The 16,356-nt window shown below is 35.0% G+C and carries 19 protein-coding genes and 1 riboswitch; of the genes, 8 read left to right on the top strand and 11 right to left on the bottom strand.

All coding sequences use genetic code 11. The annotated features are described in order from the left end of the window. Positions 1 to 5 precede the first annotated feature (5 nt). Complete coding sequence (locus AR685_RS12095) at positions 6 to 611, top strand: hypothetical protein (protein ID WP_059124728.1); 606 nt, start codon at positions 6 to 8, stop codon at positions 609 to 611. Between the two features lies 1 nt (position 612). Here AR685_RS12095 and AR685_RS18275 read toward each other — a convergent pair whose 3' ends face one another. Then, positions 613 to 942, bottom strand: a complete 330-nt coding sequence (locus AR685_RS18275) for a hypothetical protein (RefSeq protein ID WP_059124727.1) — start codon at positions 940 to 942, stop codon at positions 613 to 615. Positions 943 to 973: 31 nt separating this feature from the next. On the opposite strand from AR685_RS18275, the gene AR685_RS12085 reads away from it, so the two are divergent. Then, on the top strand, positions 974 to 1,153 hold the full coding sequence (locus AR685_RS12085) for a DUF5522 domain-containing protein (RefSeq protein WP_047445567.1): 180 nt from the start codon (positions 974 to 976) through the stop codon (positions 1,151 to 1,153). 4 nt (positions 1,154 to 1,157) lie between these two features. Next, entirely contained in the window at positions 1,158 to 1,685 is a 528-nt protein-coding gene (locus AR685_RS12080; RefSeq protein ID WP_047445565.1) for a DUF4136 domain-containing protein, read from the top strand. 75 nt (positions 1,686 to 1,760) lie between these two features. Here AR685_RS12080 and AR685_RS12075 read toward each other — a convergent pair whose 3' ends face one another. Next, positions 1,761 to 2,564: a T9SS type A sorting domain-containing protein gene (locus AR685_RS12075; protein WP_082671931.1), complete on the bottom strand. Its 804-nt coding sequence runs from the start codon at positions 2,562 to 2,564 to the stop codon at positions 1,761 to 1,763. A gap of 276 nt (positions 2,565 to 2,840) precedes the next feature. Here AR685_RS12075 and AR685_RS12070 point away from each other — a divergent pair, with 276 nt between their 5' ends. After that, positions 2,841 to 4,628, top strand: a complete 1,788-nt coding sequence (locus AR685_RS12070; protein ID WP_059124785.1) for an endonuclease — start codon at positions 2,841 to 2,843, stop codon at positions 4,626 to 4,628. A 316-nt stretch (positions 4,629 to 4,944) separates the two neighbouring features. Here AR685_RS12070 and AR685_RS12065 read toward each other — a convergent pair whose 3' ends face one another. The 3 genes from AR685_RS12065 to namA are packed head-to-tail and all read right to left on the bottom strand — an operon-like array spanning position 4,945 to position 6,675. Then, entirely contained in the window at positions 4,945 to 5,277 is a 333-nt protein-coding gene (locus AR685_RS12065) for a CCC motif membrane protein (RefSeq protein WP_047445561.1), read from the bottom strand. 32 nt (positions 5,278 to 5,309) lie between these two features. Then, positions 5,310 to 5,591, bottom strand: a complete 282-nt coding sequence (locus AR685_RS12060) for a DUF2752 domain-containing protein (protein ID WP_047445559.1) — start codon at positions 5,589 to 5,591, stop codon at positions 5,310 to 5,312. A gap of 31 nt (positions 5,592 to 5,622) precedes the next feature. Next, complete coding sequence (gene namA, locus AR685_RS12055) at positions 5,623 to 6,675, bottom strand: NADPH dehydrogenase NamA (protein WP_059124725.1); 1,053 nt, start codon at positions 6,673 to 6,675, stop codon at positions 5,623 to 5,625. Between the two features lie 108 nt (positions 6,676 to 6,783). Here namA and AR685_RS12050 point away from each other — a divergent pair, with 108 nt between their 5' ends. From AR685_RS12050 to AR685_RS12040, 3 genes are all read left to right on the top strand, one after another. Next, positions 6,784 to 7,266: a cytidine deaminase gene (locus AR685_RS12050; RefSeq protein ID WP_047445554.1), complete on the top strand. Its 483-nt coding sequence runs from the start codon at positions 6,784 to 6,786 to the stop codon at positions 7,264 to 7,266. A gap of 111 nt (positions 7,267 to 7,377) precedes the next feature. Further along, a riboswitch (cobalamin riboswitch) is annotated at positions 7,378 to 7,555 on the top strand. Positions 7,556 to 7,587: 32 nt separating this feature from the next. Beyond that, entirely contained in the window at positions 7,588 to 9,423 is a 1,836-nt protein-coding gene (locus tag AR685_RS12045) for a TonB-dependent receptor plug domain-containing protein (protein ID WP_117584641.1), read from the top strand. Between the two features lie 13 nt (positions 9,424 to 9,436). After that, on the top strand, positions 9,437 to 10,480 hold the full coding sequence (locus AR685_RS12040) for a DUF5074 domain-containing protein (protein ID WP_059124724.1): 1,044 nt from the start codon (positions 9,437 to 9,439) through the stop codon (positions 10,478 to 10,480). Between the two features lie 83 nt (positions 10,481 to 10,563). On the opposite strand, the gene AR685_RS12035 is transcribed toward AR685_RS12040, so the two are convergent. Then, positions 10,564 to 11,982: a CCA tRNA nucleotidyltransferase gene (locus AR685_RS12035; RefSeq protein WP_059124723.1), complete on the bottom strand. Its 1,419-nt coding sequence runs from the start codon at positions 11,980 to 11,982 to the stop codon at positions 10,564 to 10,566. A 141-nt stretch (positions 11,983 to 12,123) separates the two neighbouring features. Between AR685_RS12035 and AR685_RS12030 the strand changes: the two genes are divergently transcribed. After that, positions 12,124 to 13,101, top strand: a complete 978-nt coding sequence (locus AR685_RS12030; protein ID WP_047445548.1) for a hypothetical protein — start codon at positions 12,124 to 12,126, stop codon at positions 13,099 to 13,101. A 26-nt stretch (positions 13,102 to 13,127) separates the two neighbouring features. Here AR685_RS12030 and AR685_RS12025 read toward each other — a convergent pair whose 3' ends face one another. The 5 genes from AR685_RS12025 to AR685_RS12005 are packed head-to-tail and all read right to left on the bottom strand — an operon-like array spanning position 13,128 to position 16,350. Further along, positions 13,128 to 13,676: an L-threonylcarbamoyladenylate synthase gene (locus AR685_RS12025; RefSeq protein ID WP_047445546.1), complete on the bottom strand. Its 549-nt coding sequence runs from the start codon at positions 13,674 to 13,676 to the stop codon at positions 13,128 to 13,130. Between the two features lie 38 nt (positions 13,677 to 13,714). Then, entirely contained in the window at positions 13,715 to 14,149 is a 435-nt protein-coding gene (locus AR685_RS12020) for a hypothetical protein (protein WP_059124722.1), read from the bottom strand. Next, positions 14,149 to 14,652 carry a DinB family protein gene (locus AR685_RS12015; protein ID WP_059124721.1) on the bottom strand — a complete coding sequence of 168 codons (504 nt, stop codon included), beginning with the start codon at positions 14,650 to 14,652 and terminating at the stop codon, positions 14,149 to 14,151. The genes AR685_RS12020 and AR685_RS12015 overlap by 1 nt, the downstream gene beginning before the upstream one ends. A 51-nt stretch (positions 14,653 to 14,703) precedes the next feature. Further along, a complete protein-coding gene (locus AR685_RS12010) occupies positions 14,704 to 15,150 on the bottom strand; it encodes a GNAT family N-acetyltransferase (RefSeq protein WP_047445541.1) in 447 nt (148 codons plus the stop codon). Positions 15,151 to 15,210: 60 nt separating this feature from the next. Continuing rightward, positions 15,211 to 16,350 (bottom strand): cystathionine gamma-synthase, encoded by a 1,140-nt coding sequence (locus tag AR685_RS12005; protein ID WP_047445539.1) that lies wholly within the window; start codon positions 16,348 to 16,350, stop codon positions 15,211 to 15,213. Positions 16,351 to 16,356: the final 6 nt, after the last annotated feature.

Below are 16,356 nucleotides of genomic sequence, written 5' to 3'. Positions count from 1 at the left end.
ACAACATGAAAATCAGCACTACTTTTAAGACTTTGATAGGAGTTATTTCTTTAGCAATTTTCCTGTACTGGATATTTAGCGATCTGATACCCACAAAATCTGAATTTGACATTTCGGATAAAGAAAATGCGAAAATCATCAATATGTTTAATGCTGAAATCGAAAAGCAGCTAGATGACCATACTCAAAGTGTAACACACCCGGGATATATAGTAGAAAGCAGACAAAATACCCTTACTTATTTAAAAACAATTAAAATCATTCAAAGCTATGCGAGATCTGGTGTAAAATCCACTCAGCCCAGAAATTTACTACAATTGCAAATAACTTTTAACGATGGCAGTACTGTCGACAAAATATATACCGGTTATTCATGTTCTGGTTTTATGGATCCCTGTTTATTATTGAAGATAGAAATGAAAGACGGAAAAGCTATAAAAGCTTTCACTAATGGTCAAGAGAAAAAAGGTTCGCCCGAGTGGATAATACCTGATCTAAACATTCTTATCGACAAAGCAATCGCTTATGATATCAAGCAAAATCACGACAGGTATTTTGCACCGCAAAAAACGCAGAAAGATTTTGAGAAAGAATGGCAAAACGAAAAATAATTTATTTAAAATATTTCCAGAATGTCCAGGGTTTCCTTTTTTTAAGATAATTTAAATCAAGCTCATTACAATAGGCTTCTCTTTCAAAAGAGATTGCATGGTAGGCTTGGTGAGCATTTTTCAATTTAAATAAATGATAATAATATTCTGCAATATAGGCCAAATAAAAAAAAATAATCAGTAATTCCAGCTGTTGTCTCAGGTGGATTTTTTCATGGTTGATAAGCACTTCATTCTTTCGATCATCAGGATTTTTGATGAATATAAAAGGATAGAGTGTAATGCCGTTTATTTTTGTATTTTTGAGCAGCTTTTGGCACACAATTATCATAATAACAAATATAAAAGTTTTGATTTAACTTATGGCGAATTTTGACATCAAAGAACATGAAGACTTTTACTATAACGAGCAAGGTTACAAGGTTTTTACAGAAAAATTCCATCTGAAACGCGGATATTGCTGCAAAAGTGGTTGTAAACACTGCCCGTACGGTTACGATAAAAAGACAGACACATTTATAAAAATCAACAAAAAAAATTAATAATATGAAGAAATATATTTTTATTTTGCTGGCAGCAACTTTAGGTTTATCTTCTTGCAGTCCTTTTAAAGTACGTTCAGATTATGCAGAAACCGCAAACTTCACCTCTTATAAAACATATAAAATAAGAATTGACGATCTTAAGCTGAATGATATTGATAAAGACAGAGTGTTGAACGAATTGTCGAAGCAATTGCAGGCAAAAGGTCTTCAGTCTGGTGACAATCCTGATTTGATTGTTAACGTAAAAGCCAATCACAAAAAAGTAACCGATATCACGACTTCAAATCCAGGCGGAATGTGGGGTTGGGGCGGCGGCTTTGGATGGGGAATCGGTATGAACAGAACCTGGTCTAGCAATTACAACGAAGGTGCAATTATTGTAGATCTAATTGATTCTAAAACAAACAAGTTAGTTTGGCAGGGTATCGGAAGTGGAATATCTGTTGACAGACCACAAGCTAAACAAAAACAAATTCCTCAGATTGTAGCCGAAATTATGGCAAATTATCCTCCGGGAATGAAAAAATAAAATCTCTCCAGATTCTAAGTAAAAAAGATCAATACAACTGTATTGATCTTTTTTTATAGGCCTGCTAATAATTTTTTACTCTTTAATAACTTTAAATGCCTGCACTTTCTCGTCTTTTGATTCAATTGTCATCATGTACACGCCAGATTTCAAATCGTTTAAATTAACTTCCGACGCTGGCTTTACAACTGTTTTAAGAATTCGCCCTGAAACATCACTTACATTTAATCGTTCTGCATTTTTTATACCTGAAATATTAATGACATCTTTAAATGGATTCGGGTAGATCCTGAATTCTTTTCTTTTGTTATTTTCATCTGTTCCCAGTATTGACTTCGATTCCCAGACAGCATCATCCCAGTAATGCCCTGCCCAAGTTGTTCCCGGGTTTCTTATGGCCAATCGTGCGTTTGTAGGAACGGTTGTTGGGACATCTATAGTTCTTTCAGCTGTGCTGTCATATGTACTGTTAGTAATTGTTATTGGTTGCAAGATGACAAAAGTAGCCATATCACTGATGTCGGTCATATATCCAAATTCTAAAAGTCCCGGACCTGAATTGGCTCTCGCCTTGAATCTGAAATGATGCGTGCCTGCATTAACATTGCTTAACGGTGGCAGAATAACAATTGAAACTTTTTGATAACCATTTTGATATACGTTACTTACGCCAGAGGCCGGAGTTGTAGACGAGATAATCTGATTACCGCCTTGAGTAACAATACTGTTCCAACATGTTGGAACTACTCCCATATTGCAACACGACAAGGTGTCAAAATTTTCTGAAAATTCACTGATTGGAGTACACTGTCCAGAGATTGAAATACACCCTGAGATTGATAAGCCTAAAAAAAGCTTAGTAGATAAATTTTTAATCATTCTAAATAAAAATAATAATCCTCAAAAGTAAATCTTTCATACATTACTATTTCATAAAAATTTATGACATTTATCAATTAATTATTATTTAATAACCCACTTAATTTGAATTAAAATTAAAAATAAGTGACGAAAACTATTGATTCATTGTTTCGAAATAAATCAGTGAGCCCGCTTTTTTGTTTTAATAAAAATTCATACAAGATTTTGATATTTTCAATGATCATGTTATTTTATATTCTTAAAATTGTAATCAACATACATCAATTTATTATTATGAAAAAACTATTCCTATTCACAGTATTGGCGCAACTTGCCCATGCACAGGCGCCGTCAGGATATTATTCGTCGGCAAACGGACTTACTGGTGCACCTCTGAAAACTGCGCTCAGCAACATTATTACCAGCGGACATCAGGACAAGGGTTATGGCGGACTTTGGACTGCCTACCAAACGACAGATATCGATAAAAATTACGAAAACGACGGTAGCATTCTCGATATTTATTCTGAAAGGCCAAGCTCATCTGATCCTTACAATTATACACCGGGAAGCAACCAATGCGGGACGTATTCTACTGAGGGAAACTGCTACAACCGTGAGCATATCGTTCCTCAAAGTTTTTTCAATGAAGCTTCACCGATGAAAAATGACATCCACTTCATCAGAGCAACCGACGGAAAAGTAAACGGAATGCGCTCTAACTATCCGTTTGGAAAAGTGGGAAGCACCACTTTCACGTCTCAAAACGGATCGAAACTGGGAAGCTCGTCTTCTTCCGGATTCTCAGGAACGGTTTTCGAACCTATTGATGAGTTCAAGGGCGACGTTGCAAGAATGGTTTTCTACTTTGTCACAAGATATCAAAGTCAGTTATCATCTTTCTCTTCCGGAAATATGCTTGGAGGTTCTGCTTTTCCCGGATTGCAGACCTGGGAACTTAATGTACTCTTAGCGTGGCATACGCAAGATCCGGTATCTCAAGCTGAAATCAACAGAAATAATGCTTCATATACTTTTCAGGGAAACAGAAATCCGTTTATTGACAATCCAAATTATGTGAATCAAATTTGGGGATCACAAACTCCTACCAATGATACACAAGCTCCAACTACAGTAACCAATCTTTCCATTCCGGCTAAGACATCCAGCAGTATTTCGTTAACGTGGAGTGCATCAACAGATAATGTAGCTGTAACTTCGTACGATGTTTATATGAATGGAAGCTTAAAATCTAATGTGACTTCAACATCAACTACCGTTACCGGGTTGAATCCTTCTACAACCTACAGCTTTTACGTAAAAGCGAAAGATGCAGCAGGAAATGTATCTGCAAACAGTTCAACTGTATCAGCAGCGACGAATGCAGGAACAACAACTCCTACGAATTGTGTGAACGAGACCTTCGAAACAATTCCGTCCACAAGCGCATCATCTTACACTACAAAAACCTGGACCAACGGTGGAATTACCTGGACGGCCACAGATTCAAGAAGCGACCAAACGATCTCGAATAAAGCCATTACGGTAAGGAACGGTTCGTTAAAGTCAAGCAGTTTCAGTAACGGAATAACTTCTTTAACAGTGACTACACAATTAAAATTCAGCGGAAGCAACGGAACTTTTAATGTTCTTGTTAACGGTGTAAATGTGGGAACAATTCCTTACAGCACCACTGCAACAACCACTACGATCAGTAATATCAATATTTCAGGAAATGTGGTGGTAAGTCTGGTGAATAACTCATCCAGCAACAGAGTGGCGATCGACAATCTAAACTGGACCTGTTCTGCGGGAACTGCAAAGCAGAGTATTGTGTCAACAGATTACAGTGAAACAAAAAAGTTACAGGTATACCCTAATCCTATTACCAATCAGGAAATTTTCGTAAAAGGAGAAACTGAAAACATCCAGAAAGCCGAAATTTACAATCTTCAGGGGAAAGTAATGCAGGCTTTTGATCAACCTTTTAAACACGGAAAATCTATTAAAACAAGAAATCTTCAGCAGGGAATTTATATTTTAAAGCTGGATGAAAAAAGTTTGAAATTTTTGGTAAAGTAATAATTTAATTTATAAAAATTAAGGACTTCTCTATTGCAGGGAAGTCTTTTTTTTGCAGAAGTCCATCCCTATTTTTGAATTTTTGGCAGTTTACATCTGTTTTTAAATGCATTCTGTTTCAGACTAGCTATAAAAAAGATTATCTCTAAAGACAGTCTTTGCTCTGTGGGCCATAACAAAGATAAGTCTTGACTTAGTTTTTCGTCCAGACTTCTTCGTAAGCAGAAATTTTCACATCAATTGACTACAATTTTGCAAACTAACAAAATAAAAAAAAACCGCATTGCTGCGGTTTAATAATTAGTATTCTTAATTTTTATTGATTTTGCAAATCTCTTAATCTTTCCTGCATCAATTCCTGATTAGTTACGGCATCCCATCCTAAAACAAATCCTGAAATAATTATTGAAACAATATAAAGTACGCTTAAAGAAATTCCTATAATACTTAAAATCCTACCCGTTTTCAAGTTGTTATAATCCGAATAAAGAGTTGGGTTTGCCTGATAAAGTTCATTATCTTTTTTGTAAAGAACTAAGCCGATAATACCAGCAATAAGACCTAAAATTCCATAACAGCAACATCCTACAATTGAGACGATTCCTAATACGAGTACTGCCGTAGCATTTGGTAACTTCTGTTGATTCATAATTTGATTTTTTTAATGTTTAATATTTTGATTTAAAAATAATGTTTATAAAAGTAAGAAAATACCATGATTAGTGAGTTAATAATTGCTAAAAATATTAAAACCTGTCCGTAATTTCTTTTTTTGTCAATAAAATTGACTGCCACAAAACCAAAAAAAAGCAGTACAGTATACACTGCAGGAAACATATAAAATGCTTCTGCAAACTTTCCCTCAAAAACCAAAACTATTGCTCTTTGGGTACCGCATCCAAAACATTCTATCCCTAAGAATTTTTTGCTAGGACATGGCAGCATAAAGTCTTCAATCTTCATATTTTAATTTGTGATTTTACTGATGCTAAAATTAAGAAGAAATTTTCGCTCTCAGGTACTGATGCGGAAAAAAACTATCCTTTTTCATTTCAAAAGAACCCTGAACAGCTATGTATGGATTTCTCAGAATTTCTCTCGCTACAAAAATCAAATCAGCATCACCCATCTGTAAAATTTCTTCAGCCTGCTGCGTAGAAGTAATCAGTCCCACAGCTCCGGTTTTTACATCTGCTTCATTTCTTACTTCCGAAGAAAAAGGAACCTGATAACCGTCAAATACAGAAATTTTCGCTCCGTGAATATTTCCACCACTTGAAACATCTACCAAATCTACCGAATGATTTTTAAGAATTTTAGCCAATTCCACACTGTCATTGATATCCCAACCATTTTCGGCATATTCAGTTCCCGAAATCCTTACAAACAGAGCTACATTTTCATTCAACTCTTCATTCACAGCGTCAACAATCTCAAGGAGAAAACGCGTTCTGTTTTCAAAACTTCCGCCGTATTGATCAGTTCTAACGTTTGAAAGCGGCGATAAAAACTGATGCACTAAATATCCGTGTGCTGCGTGAATTTCGATCACATCAAAACCTGCATTGACCGCTCTTTCCGCTGCGTCCTTAAAGTTTTGAACTAAGTTTTTGATTTCCTCTAAAGATAACTCATGCGGAATTCTCTCCGATGGATGATATGGGATGGGGCTTGGAGCAATGGTTTCCCAGCCTTCTTCCAAAGAAATCTGTTTATTCTCCCAGGTTGAGCCCTTTCTTCCTGCATGAGCAATCTGAATTCCTATTTTTGAGTCTGAATTTTTGTGCACAAATTCTACAATGTTTTGAAGTTTTGCGGCCTGTTCGTCATTCCAGATTCCCATACAGTGATTGGTGATTCTACCGCGTGGCTCTACGCCCGATGCCTCTACGATAAGCAAACCAGTACCTCCTTGAGCGCGACTTCCATAATGTACATAATGAAAATCATCGGCTAAACCATTTTCTGAAGAATACATACACATGGGTGACATTACCCAACGATTTTTCAGTTCTACATTTCTAAATTTTATCGGAGTATATAACATGAATTTTATTTTTTTAAAAGTTTAAAATTACAAATTTAGTATCGTAACAAAGATGTTGCCAGCTTTCATAAAAAGGGTTACATTTATCGCCCTTTTTAAGGCAACAAAATGAAAAAAGATATACTTATAAGATACGAGCATTTCAAAAGCAAGAGTGAACTGAACGAAAGTGAAAAAAAACTTTTTGATACAGCAAAATCTGCACGCGAAAATGCCTATGCTCCCTACTCCGATTTTCTCGTGGGTTGCTCTGTTTTGCTGGAAAATGGTGAAATTTATCACGGTAGCAATCAGGAAAATGCTGCTTTTCCTTCCGGACTTTGTGCGGAAAGAACAGCCTTGTTTTGGATAGGTGCCAATTTCCCTAATCAAAAGATCAAGAAAATATTTATTATTGGCGGGCCAAGAGAATTCTCAGAGAAAACTCCACCTATTCCACCATGTGGAGCCTGCAGACAAAGTTTGATGGAATACGAAACCAAACAGAACGAAAATATTGACGTCTATTTTTCCAATCTAAATGAAGAAGTTTTTAAGGTAAATTCTATCAAAGACCTGCTACCTTTTTATTTTGATTCTACATTTTTATAATCTTTCTTCATCAAGGCAAAGAATGTCCAGACTTTAACTCTTTTCTCCAATTTAATTATTAACAAAAAACAACATCCTTTTTTTTCAATTTTGTATTTCTTTATAAAAACCTATCTTTGCAAAAATTTTGGTTTCCAAGGTATTGGAATTAATAGGGAATTGGGCGAAAATCCCAAGCTGTCCCCGCAACTGTAAATCGTATTAAAATTTTCTACAAAGAGCCACTGCTAACACGGGAAGGTGTAGAAAAACGAAAGTCAGGAGACCTGCCAAGTTTTAACATAAATAAAATTATTGCTTTCGGAGGAAAAGCAAAATGATATGAGTATAAAAAGTTCTTTAGTCTTTGCCTGTACCGTTTTCAATTTATCTCTGTACTTTGGTCAGGAGAAAATAATTGATACGGTCTATATTTTTGACAATCAAATGAATAAGGTAAAACTTTTTCATAAGATTACTACATTGACTCCTGATGACATTCAAAAAAACTCCTCTAATCTTTCAGAAGTTTTACGTTTTCAATCTCCGGTTTACATCAAAGAAAATGGCCGTGGTGCCGTTTCTTCACCATCATTTCGAGGAACGACTGCTCAGCAAACTGCTTTTGTCTGGAATGGAATCAACATCAATTCTCAGTTTTTAGGTCAGGGCGATGTCAATAATATTGCGCTTTTCGGTTACGATCAGATGGAAGTAAAATCGGGCGGCGGAAGTGTTATTTACGGAAGCGGCGCGATTGGCGGAAGCATTCATTTAAACAATGAATTAAGCTTCAATCAGGGTGTTAATGGATTATTAAATTCTGAAATTGCCTCATTTGGAACGTTTAATAATTTTCTGAAAGCATCTTACAGCAATGAGAAATTCAGTTTTAAAGTATCCGGGAATTATGTGATTAGTGAAAATGATTATGAAGTTCCTGAAGCCCAAAATTATATCAACAGAAACGGGAAATTCTACAACACCACTTATAATGTAGGAGTTTCCTACAAGATAGCTGACAGACAGATATTGTCTTGGCAAAGTCAGATTTATGATGCTTCACAAAACTATCCTATTTTTTCAGAAAATGGGAATAAAAGTAAATATGAGGCACAGACTGTCAGAAGTTTGTTATCGTGGGATATTAGCAAAAACAGAATTTCAAATACCCTAAAAGCTGCTTACACAGAAGACAATTTTCAATATTTTGGAATCTATAAAGCTCCAAGCACAAGCGGCGGAATTAATAAAAATTATATTGTAAAAAATGACTTCAATTATTTCATCAGTCCAAAGTGGAATGTAAATGTAATAGGAGAATTTCAGCAAAATCAAGGTGAAGGGCAAGGAGATTCCGGGATTAAAAAAGTAAGTAGGAATGTAGGTTCTGTTGCAGGACTACTGAGGTATTTTACCACATCAAATCTGCGTTTTGAAGCGGGAGTAAAGAAAGATTTTGTCGAAGATTTGAATTCGCCATTCTTATATTCATTTTCAGGAAAATGGAAAGCTTCAAATTGGTACAGTGTGAACTTAAATTTTTCAAAAAACTTCAGATTCCCCTCGTTCAACGACCTATACTGGACTCCGGGAGGAAATTTAAACCTACGACCAGAAACTTCCAATCAGGCAGATATGAACCATGAATTCAAAGTGCAGGATTTTAAATTAAGCATTACGCCTTACTACATGCGTATCACCGATATGATTCGCTGGCTTGACACCGGATTAGGCTACTGGGCTCCAACTAACACGAACAAAGTTGAGTCTTATGGTTTAGAATCCCAGTTGAGCTACGAAAAAAAGTTTAATACACATTTCATCAAGCTGAGTGCAGGATATATTTTGACAAAATCCATAAACTTAGAAAGCCAGAAACAGTTGACCTATGTTCCGTTGCACAAAGTATTTATGAACGGAGATTATCAATTCAAATTCCTGAAAGTTTATGCTCAGGGAATGTTTAACGGATTGACATACACCACGACAGATGAGAGCAGACCAAAAGCGCTACAGCCCTACTTTGTAATGAATGCAGGTGCTTCGGCAACGATCTTTAAAAAATACACTTTAGGATTTAAAGTCAACAATATTACAGATACTATTTATGAAACGGTAGCTTATTACCCTCTACCAAAAAGAAATTACAGTATCACAGGAACAATAAATTTTTAAAATTAACTATATTATGAAAATGACTAGATTTTTACAACTTGTCTTAGGATTGGTTTTACTATTTAATATCTCGTGTTCGTCTGACTACGAAGAAATAGTTGCAAGCCCAACTTATGAAAACGGCTACTTCATAACAAATGAAGGAAACTTTGGAGTACCTAATGCTGATGTAAGTTTTATAACTAAAGATCTGAACTTTGTACAAAACGACATCTATAAGGCTAATAATGCAAATGAAAATCTGGGTGATGTACTTCAGACTATCGCTTATAACGGAGATCAGGCTTATCTTTTATTGAACAACTCAAACAAAATTCAAGTAGTAAACCGTTATACTTTCAAAAAAACAGGAGAAATCACCAGCCAACTGAATAATCCTCGTTATATGGCAGTTGCTAACAATATGCTTTATGTATCTAATGATCAGTACAATGGTCCTAAGTCTGTCAATGTATACAAAACTTCAGATTTATCTTTCGTGAAAAAAATTACTTTTACTAATACAGCAGAAAGAGTTGTGGTAGCGGGAGGAAACGTTTTTGTACAGAATGCAACGTACAGCTTTGGAAATACGCTTACAAAAATCAATACGGTAACCAACGAAATTGAAGGTACACCAATTTCTTTACCAAGCGGAAATATCAACAAGACTATTGCTTACAATAATAATATTTATGTAATTGCGGAAGGAACTACAGATTCTTATATCTATCAAATCTCTGCAGCCGGAGCAATTGTGAAAACAATTACGCTTACCGGTATTGCTAACGGAACCCACCTTCAAATTGATAACGGAAGATTCTTTTTCAGTTCTTACAATAAGATCTATTCTATGGATGTGAATGCAACAGCTTCACCTACAGCTCCTATCATAACAGTTGTTGATGGTGGTCAGTACTTTACCCTTTACGGATTTTCTGTAGTAGACGGAAGAATTTTCACATCTGATGTGAAATCATTTACTGAGGCAAGTGAAATGAGTGTTTACACTACTTCAGGAACTTTAATCAAGAAGTTTACGACAGGTATGGGATCAACGAATGTTTACGCTAACTAATTTACATTAGTTTTAAATTTTATCTAAAAGTACGGGGCGGTTTCTTTGAAACCGCCCCGTACTTTTTTTTATCTTGACCAGACTTAAATTGACAATCCGAGCTTCTCAGCCTGAGCAATCACAAACATTCTTGCTTCTTCATGATCATTTCCAATCTCTCCTTCCAAAATTGCTTCTTTTACTTTTTCCTTTAAAATACCAATTTCTCTCCCTGGTTTAAGGTTAAACATCACCATAATTTCTTCTCCTGAAATTGGTGGCTGGAAGTTTCTCACCTGATCTTTTTCTTCAACTTCTTTAATTTTAACCGCAACATATTGGAAATTTTTCTTGAATCTTTCCTGTTTTTTGGAATTTTTGGTCGTTATATCTGCTTTACAAAGCGTGAACAAATCTTCCATATCTTCTCCTGCGTCGAACAACAGTCTTCTTAATGCAGAATCTGACGCATCATCGGTAATCAGCGCAATTGGACGTGAAGACAATTTCACCATTTTCTGAACGTACTTCATGTCGGCATTCAAAGGTAACTTCAGCTTTTGAAATAAGGTCTTCACCATTTTTGAGCCTAAAAACTCGTGCCCATGGAAAGTCCATCCCGTTCCGTCTACAAATTTTTTCGTTGGAGCTTTTCCTATGTCATGAAGCAATGCAGACCAACGAAGCCACAGATTATCCGTATTTTCAGAAATATTATCAACCACTTCCAGCGTGTGGTAAAAATTATCTTTGTGGGTCTGTCCTTCTACTTCTTCTACGCCTTTTAAATCAATCAATTCCGGAATAACTAATTTCATTAAACCCGTTTCTTCCATTAGTTTTAAGCCAACAGATGGTTTTTTTGATAGCATGATTTTATTAAATTCAACCATGATTCTTTCCATAGAAACGATCTTGATTCTCCCCGCTTCATGTCTTATAGCGTCTAATGAATTTTCTTCAATGGTAAAATTTAGAGTAGAGGCAAAACGAACCGCTCTCATCATTCTCAAAGGATCATCAGAATAAGTTTGCGCAGGTTCTAAAGGTGTTCTGAGAATTTGTTTTTGCAGATCATCAATTCCATCAAACGGGTCTATTAATTCGCCGAAATTGTCTTTATTTAAAGAAATTGCCATCGCATTGATAGTGAAATCTCTTCTTTTTTGGTCGTCTTCAATCGTTCCGCCTTCTACTTCGGGTTTACGGCTATCTTCGGTGTAGCTTTCTTTTCTCGCTCCTACAAATTCAAGTTCGAGATCTTTGTATCTGATCATCGCAGTTCCATAAGTTTTAAAAACGGAAACTTTCATTTTAGGATCGATTTTCATTCCGACATTTTGAGCCAGTTCAATTCCACTTTGTTCGGTCACAAAATCTATATCAGTGCTAGCCTCCCTTTTCATCAACAAGTCACGCACATACCCGCCAACAATATACACCGACTGATTGTTTTCGGCAGCAACTTCAGAAATTGTCTTGAAAAGTTTTAGATTTTTATTTTGATTGAGGTTAATTGTCATTATTATTCTAAATATGAAATTTCATCTTTATGCTATGAAAAATGAAACTTTTGCAAATATAGGAATTAGATTAAATCTTAAATAATTTAAAATCATTTATTAAAACTCTTTATCTTTACGTAATAACTAAAACTAACTACCATGAAAAAATTATTATTCATTGCCTTCTTGTGTTCGTTTTCGATTCTTTTTTCTCAGGCTAAAAATGTTTATTATACAGATTTTATAGATTTCACTGATAATTCTGGAATAAAATATAACGTAATGATGATTACCGATCAACACGACGAAAACGGACGTGCAGATTCTACGGTGAGAATCCTTTATACCTCTGATAATGAAGAGCATCTTGTAGAGTTTCATGCAGATTGCTATCTGGAAAAACTTAAAAACGGCAATACAAAAATATCTTTTATTCCAACAAAAAACACCTCCGTACAAATTATTAAAGGGAAAGATGTAGCCTATAATCCAGATACTTTTGTGTATGAAATTGATACAAAAACAAGTAAAATAACAGGTACACAATCAGATAAAAATACGACTGCTCCTATCCCTATCGTTTATAAAAACTCAACTATGTCTACACTGGAAAGAAAAGATGAAATTGAAAGATTTTATTTCAGAGCTGAGCCAATGCATAATCTTCTCAAGAACTTTTACAACAAAAAAATTGCCGATGCCAATAAAATTACTCCTTACTTTGATGCTTTAGGGTGGTTCGGAAGTGACGGTATTGCATATCAGGCTTTTATTGTTTCATTATTTAAGAATAATGAACATATCAATACCATTGTAAGAATACGTTATGAAAAAGAAGGTGAAATCAATATTGTAGAATATGATGCCCAATCTGACATTGTAATACAAAGTGACGACAATCTGAATGTTTCTGTAAAACCAAAAACGACAACTGTAAGCAATATTAAAGGCACTTCAGGATACAATCCTGACACCTTTTCCTACACCTTGGATATCAATGATAAATTTATAAAAGGAAAACAATCTGATGAAAATTCTTCTGCAGATCTGTCGTATATATCGATTAACAACAGGCAAGAATTTGCATTGAAATTTTACTCAGAAAAAGATGAAATTTTTCAAAAATATGTGAAATAGATTTCTATAAATGTTGGATAAAACTTTTATTCACGAAGAACTTTGATTCTGTTATCACTCCATATTTTGATTACTGACGAACCTGAATACTGCGAAACTTTTTCGCGGTATTCTTCTACTGCGTAATCTACCAAATCAATTATTTCTTTCGAAATATCAGAAAACTGCAAAGGGCTTTTATCACCACTGAAATTGGCTGATGTGGAAACCAAAGGTTTATTCAGTTTTGTAATTAGCTTTTTGCAATACAAATCTTTTACAAGACGAATTCCGATGCTTCCGTCTTCGGCCAATAATTCTTTAGGTAAACCTTTTGGATTTTGATATACCAGAGTGACTGGTTTTTCACTCAAATCCATAATTTCCCAAGCCATTTCCGGAACGTCCACCAAATCTTGTAATCGCTTCTCATTTTCTACCAAAATAATCATCGATTTATTTTTCTCGCGTTTCTTGATCTCGAAAATTTTATTGATGGCGTCTATGTTTGTGGCGTCGCAACCGATTCCCCAGATGGTGTCTGTTGGATAGAGAATGGTGCCGCCTGACTTTAGTATGTTAATGATGTTTTCCATTTTTAATAAGCTTTATATAGATTAAATAAAACGAACTTTTAAATTCTCGTTCCATTTATTTTAATTTTTAAGTAAACTCCAGAAATTAAGAGCGACAAAAAAGCAGCTATCCACAAAAAATAGCCTGCTTCTAAAGTATTTATAATACCTTTTCTCCCATTTTCAGAAATTAAAATGTTATTCCAAAAAATAAATGACAAAGCAGTAATTGTAGCAATTGTTGAGAATGTTATTGATAAAGAATATTTTTTCTTAAAGAAGAAAAAAATTGAGACAAAAAACCAAATGTTCGCGGACCAAACAAAAAATTCTAAAATTCCACCACCCAGAAAGCTGATGATACCAAAAAGAAAAATCAGAATAGATTTATAATTTTCACTTTTCCCTAGATCAACAACTGTAAAAGCAGTAAAAAAGAGAGAAGAAACAAAAATAATCAGATTGAAAACTATTACTTTTTTGTTTATGTCCATTACAATTCCGGCAAATACCTTTCCTCCACCACATTCAAATGATGGATATTATGACCCACAATCAATTGACAAATCGTTTCCACAGAAATTTGGTTTCCATTGGCTGTCCCGATATTAGTTAAAACTGAAGAGCTTAATGTTTCCGATAAAATCAAAGATGAATTTCTTACTGATTGATATTCCTCCAATAAAGATTCTAAGCTTCTATCGTTGGCAAAAGAATTCGCTGCATAACTTTCTTCATCAAAACCCGGCAATTCAGATTTTTCGCCTCTTGCAAAAGCTAAAATTCGGTATTGAAAAACTCTTTCAGTGTCTGATAAATGCAGAAGCACCTCTTTCAACGTCCATTTTCCTTCTGCATAAGCAAACTTTGACTGTTCTTCGGTCAAATAAGAATATAGCGAAACCGTTTTTTCACCAACCAATTTCAATTCTTCCAACCAATTTTTAGATGGAATTAAATCTAAATATCTCTGTATGTATTTTTGAAAATCTGTCATGTTATAATGAGTAATTTTAGAAATTCACAATTGACGATTGACAATTCACAATTATTTATTCGTCCACTCGTAGAAATTCACTTCATCGTAAATCTCAAACCCACAAGACGGATACAATTGGTTTCCGATGTCGTTTGATTTTCCGGTTTCCAGAAGAATTCCTGCTGCATTAGTCAATTTTGCCAGCTCTTTGGCTTCTTCGATTAATTCTTTTGAAAAACCTTTTCCACGATAATTTTCGTTGACAAACAAATCATTCAGCAACCAATAACGCTTCATTCTTGTTGACGAAAACAATGGATACAGTTGTACAAAGCCAACTAATTGACCTTCACTTTCAGCAACGAAAATTTCAGAATCAGCTTTTTCTATTCTTTCTTTTAGAAAATTTTCAGCAGATGGAATATCAGAATCTTTATGGTAAAAAACTCTGTATTGATCAAATAATTCTGATAATTGAGGTAAATCCTGAATCTGAGCTTTTCTTGTATTATTCATATTTAAATTGAATTAAAAATCAACATCCGCTGTAAAAACGGATGTTGATGATTTATTATTTTAAGAGAATGCTTTCTCTAAATCTGCAATCAAATCTTCTGCATCTTCGATTCCTACGCTGAGACGAACCAAATCATCTGTAATTCCTAATTCCGCGCGTTTTTCTGCAGGAATAGAAGCGTGAGTCATCAAAGCTGGATGATTCGCCAAAGATTCTACGCCTCCTAAAGATTCAGCCAAAGTAAATACTCTTACTTTCTCCAAAAACTTAATTGCATCTTCTTTCTTTCCAGATTTAAAAGTGAAAGAAACCATTCCTCCGAAATCTTTCATCTGAGATTTTGCCAATTCATATTGCGGGTGAGATTCTAATCCTGGATAAATCACTTGTGCAACTGCCGGATGAGACTCAAGGTACTTTGCAACAGCCATTCCGTTTTCAGAATGTCTCTGAACTCTTAAAGCCAATGTTTTAATTCCTCTCAACACCAAATAAGAATCGTGTGGTCCTAAAATTCCACCACTTGCAAACTGAATGAAATGAAGTTTCTCTCCCAATTCAGCATCTTTCGCAATCAAAGCTCCAGCGATAACGTCAGAGTGACCACCTAAGTATTTTGTTGCAGAGTGCATTACAATATCAGCTCCCAAATCGATGGGTCTTTGAAGGTAAGGTGTTGCAAATGTGTTATCTACCGCAACCAAAATATCTTTACCTTTTGCGATTTCTACAACTGCTTTAATATCAACCAATTTCATCAATGGGTTGGTTGGTGTTTCCACCCAGATCAATTTAGTTTTATCAGTAATAACATCGGCAATTTTTGACACATCATCAAAATTCACGAAAGTAAATTTCAACTGATATTTTTCGAAAAGTCTGGTGAACATTCTGTACGTTCCACCATATAAATCGTCTACAGCAACAACCTCATCGCCCGGATTTAATAATTTTAAAACACAGTCAATCGCAGCTAAACCAGAACCGAAAGCTAAACCTCTTGCTCCGTTTTCGATGCTTGCTAAAGAGTCTTCCAAGGCCTGTCTTGTAGGGTTTGCCGCTCTAGAATATTCGTATCCTGAATGTACTCCCGGACTTTTCTGTGCGAAAGTTGATGTTAAAAAAACAGGAACATTCACAGAACCCGTTGCAGATTCGTGATGTTGTCCTCCGTGTATAACTTTTGTATTGAAATTCATTTTTTA

The organism is Chryseobacterium sp. JAH (assembly GCF_001507335.1).
Classification (GTDB): Bacteria; Bacteroidota; Bacteroidia; order Flavobacteriales; family Weeksellaceae; genus Chryseobacterium.
This window is presented reverse-complemented; position numbering and strand designations above follow the sequence as displayed.

What these genes read in the sequence shown, in the direction of transcription:
- AR685_RS12095 (WP_059124728.1), top strand. Translation starts at nt 6, where the DNA reads ATGAAAATCAGCACTACTTTTAAGACTTTGATAGGAGTTATTTCTTTA.
- AR685_RS18275 (WP_059124727.1), bottom strand. Translation starts at nt 942, where the DNA reads ATGATAATTGTGTGCCAAAAGCTGCTCAAAAATACAAAAATAAACGGC.
- AR685_RS12085 (WP_047445567.1), top strand. Translation starts at nt 974, where the DNA reads ATGGCGAATTTTGACATCAAAGAACATGAAGACTTTTACTATAACGAG.
- AR685_RS12080 (WP_047445565.1), top strand. Translation starts at nt 1,158, where the DNA reads ATGAAGAAATATATTTTTATTTTGCTGGCAGCAACTTTAGGTTTATCT.
- AR685_RS12075 (WP_082671931.1), bottom strand. Translation starts at nt 2,564, where the DNA reads ATGATTAAAAATTTATCTACTAAGCTTTTTTTAGGCTTATCAATCTCA.
- AR685_RS12070 (WP_059124785.1), top strand. Translation starts at nt 2,841, where the DNA reads ATGAAAAAACTATTCCTATTCACAGTATTGGCGCAACTTGCCCATGCA.
- AR685_RS12065 (WP_047445561.1), bottom strand. Translation starts at nt 5,277, where the DNA reads ATGAATCAACAGAAGTTACCAAATGCTACGGCAGTACTCGTATTAGGA.
- AR685_RS12060 (WP_047445559.1), bottom strand. Translation starts at nt 5,591, where the DNA reads ATGAAGATTGAAGACTTTATGCTGCCATGTCCTAGCAAAAAATTCTTA.
- namA (WP_059124725.1), bottom strand. Translation starts at nt 6,675, where the DNA reads ATGTTATATACTCCGATAAAATTTAGAAATGTAGAACTGAAAAATCGT.
- AR685_RS12050 (WP_047445554.1), top strand. Translation starts at nt 6,784, where the DNA reads ATGAAAAAAGATATACTTATAAGATACGAGCATTTCAAAAGCAAGAGT.
- AR685_RS12045 (WP_117584641.1), top strand. Translation starts at nt 7,588, where the DNA reads ATGAGTATAAAAAGTTCTTTAGTCTTTGCCTGTACCGTTTTCAATTTA.
- AR685_RS12040 (WP_059124724.1), top strand. Translation starts at nt 9,437, where the DNA reads ATGAAAATGACTAGATTTTTACAACTTGTCTTAGGATTGGTTTTACTA.
- AR685_RS12035 (WP_059124723.1), bottom strand. Translation starts at nt 11,982, where the DNA reads ATGACAATTAACCTCAATCAAAATAAAAATCTAAAACTTTTCAAGACA.
- AR685_RS12030 (WP_047445548.1), top strand. Translation starts at nt 12,124, where the DNA reads ATGAAAAAATTATTATTCATTGCCTTCTTGTGTTCGTTTTCGATTCTT.
- AR685_RS12025 (WP_047445546.1), bottom strand. Translation starts at nt 13,676, where the DNA reads ATGGAAAACATCATTAACATACTAAAGTCAGGCGGCACCATTCTCTAT.
- AR685_RS12020 (WP_059124722.1), bottom strand. Translation starts at nt 14,149, where the DNA reads ATGGACATAAACAAAAAAGTAATAGTTTTCAATCTGATTATTTTTGTT.
- AR685_RS12015 (WP_059124721.1), bottom strand. Translation starts at nt 14,652, where the DNA reads ATGACAGATTTTCAAAAATACATACAGAGATATTTAGATTTAATTCCA.
- AR685_RS12010 (WP_047445541.1), bottom strand. Translation starts at nt 15,150, where the DNA reads ATGAATAATACAAGAAAAGCTCAGATTCAGGATTTACCTCAATTATCA.
- AR685_RS12005 (WP_047445539.1), bottom strand. Translation starts at nt 16,350, where the DNA reads ATGAATTTCAATACAAAAGTTATACACGGAGGACAACATCACGAATCT.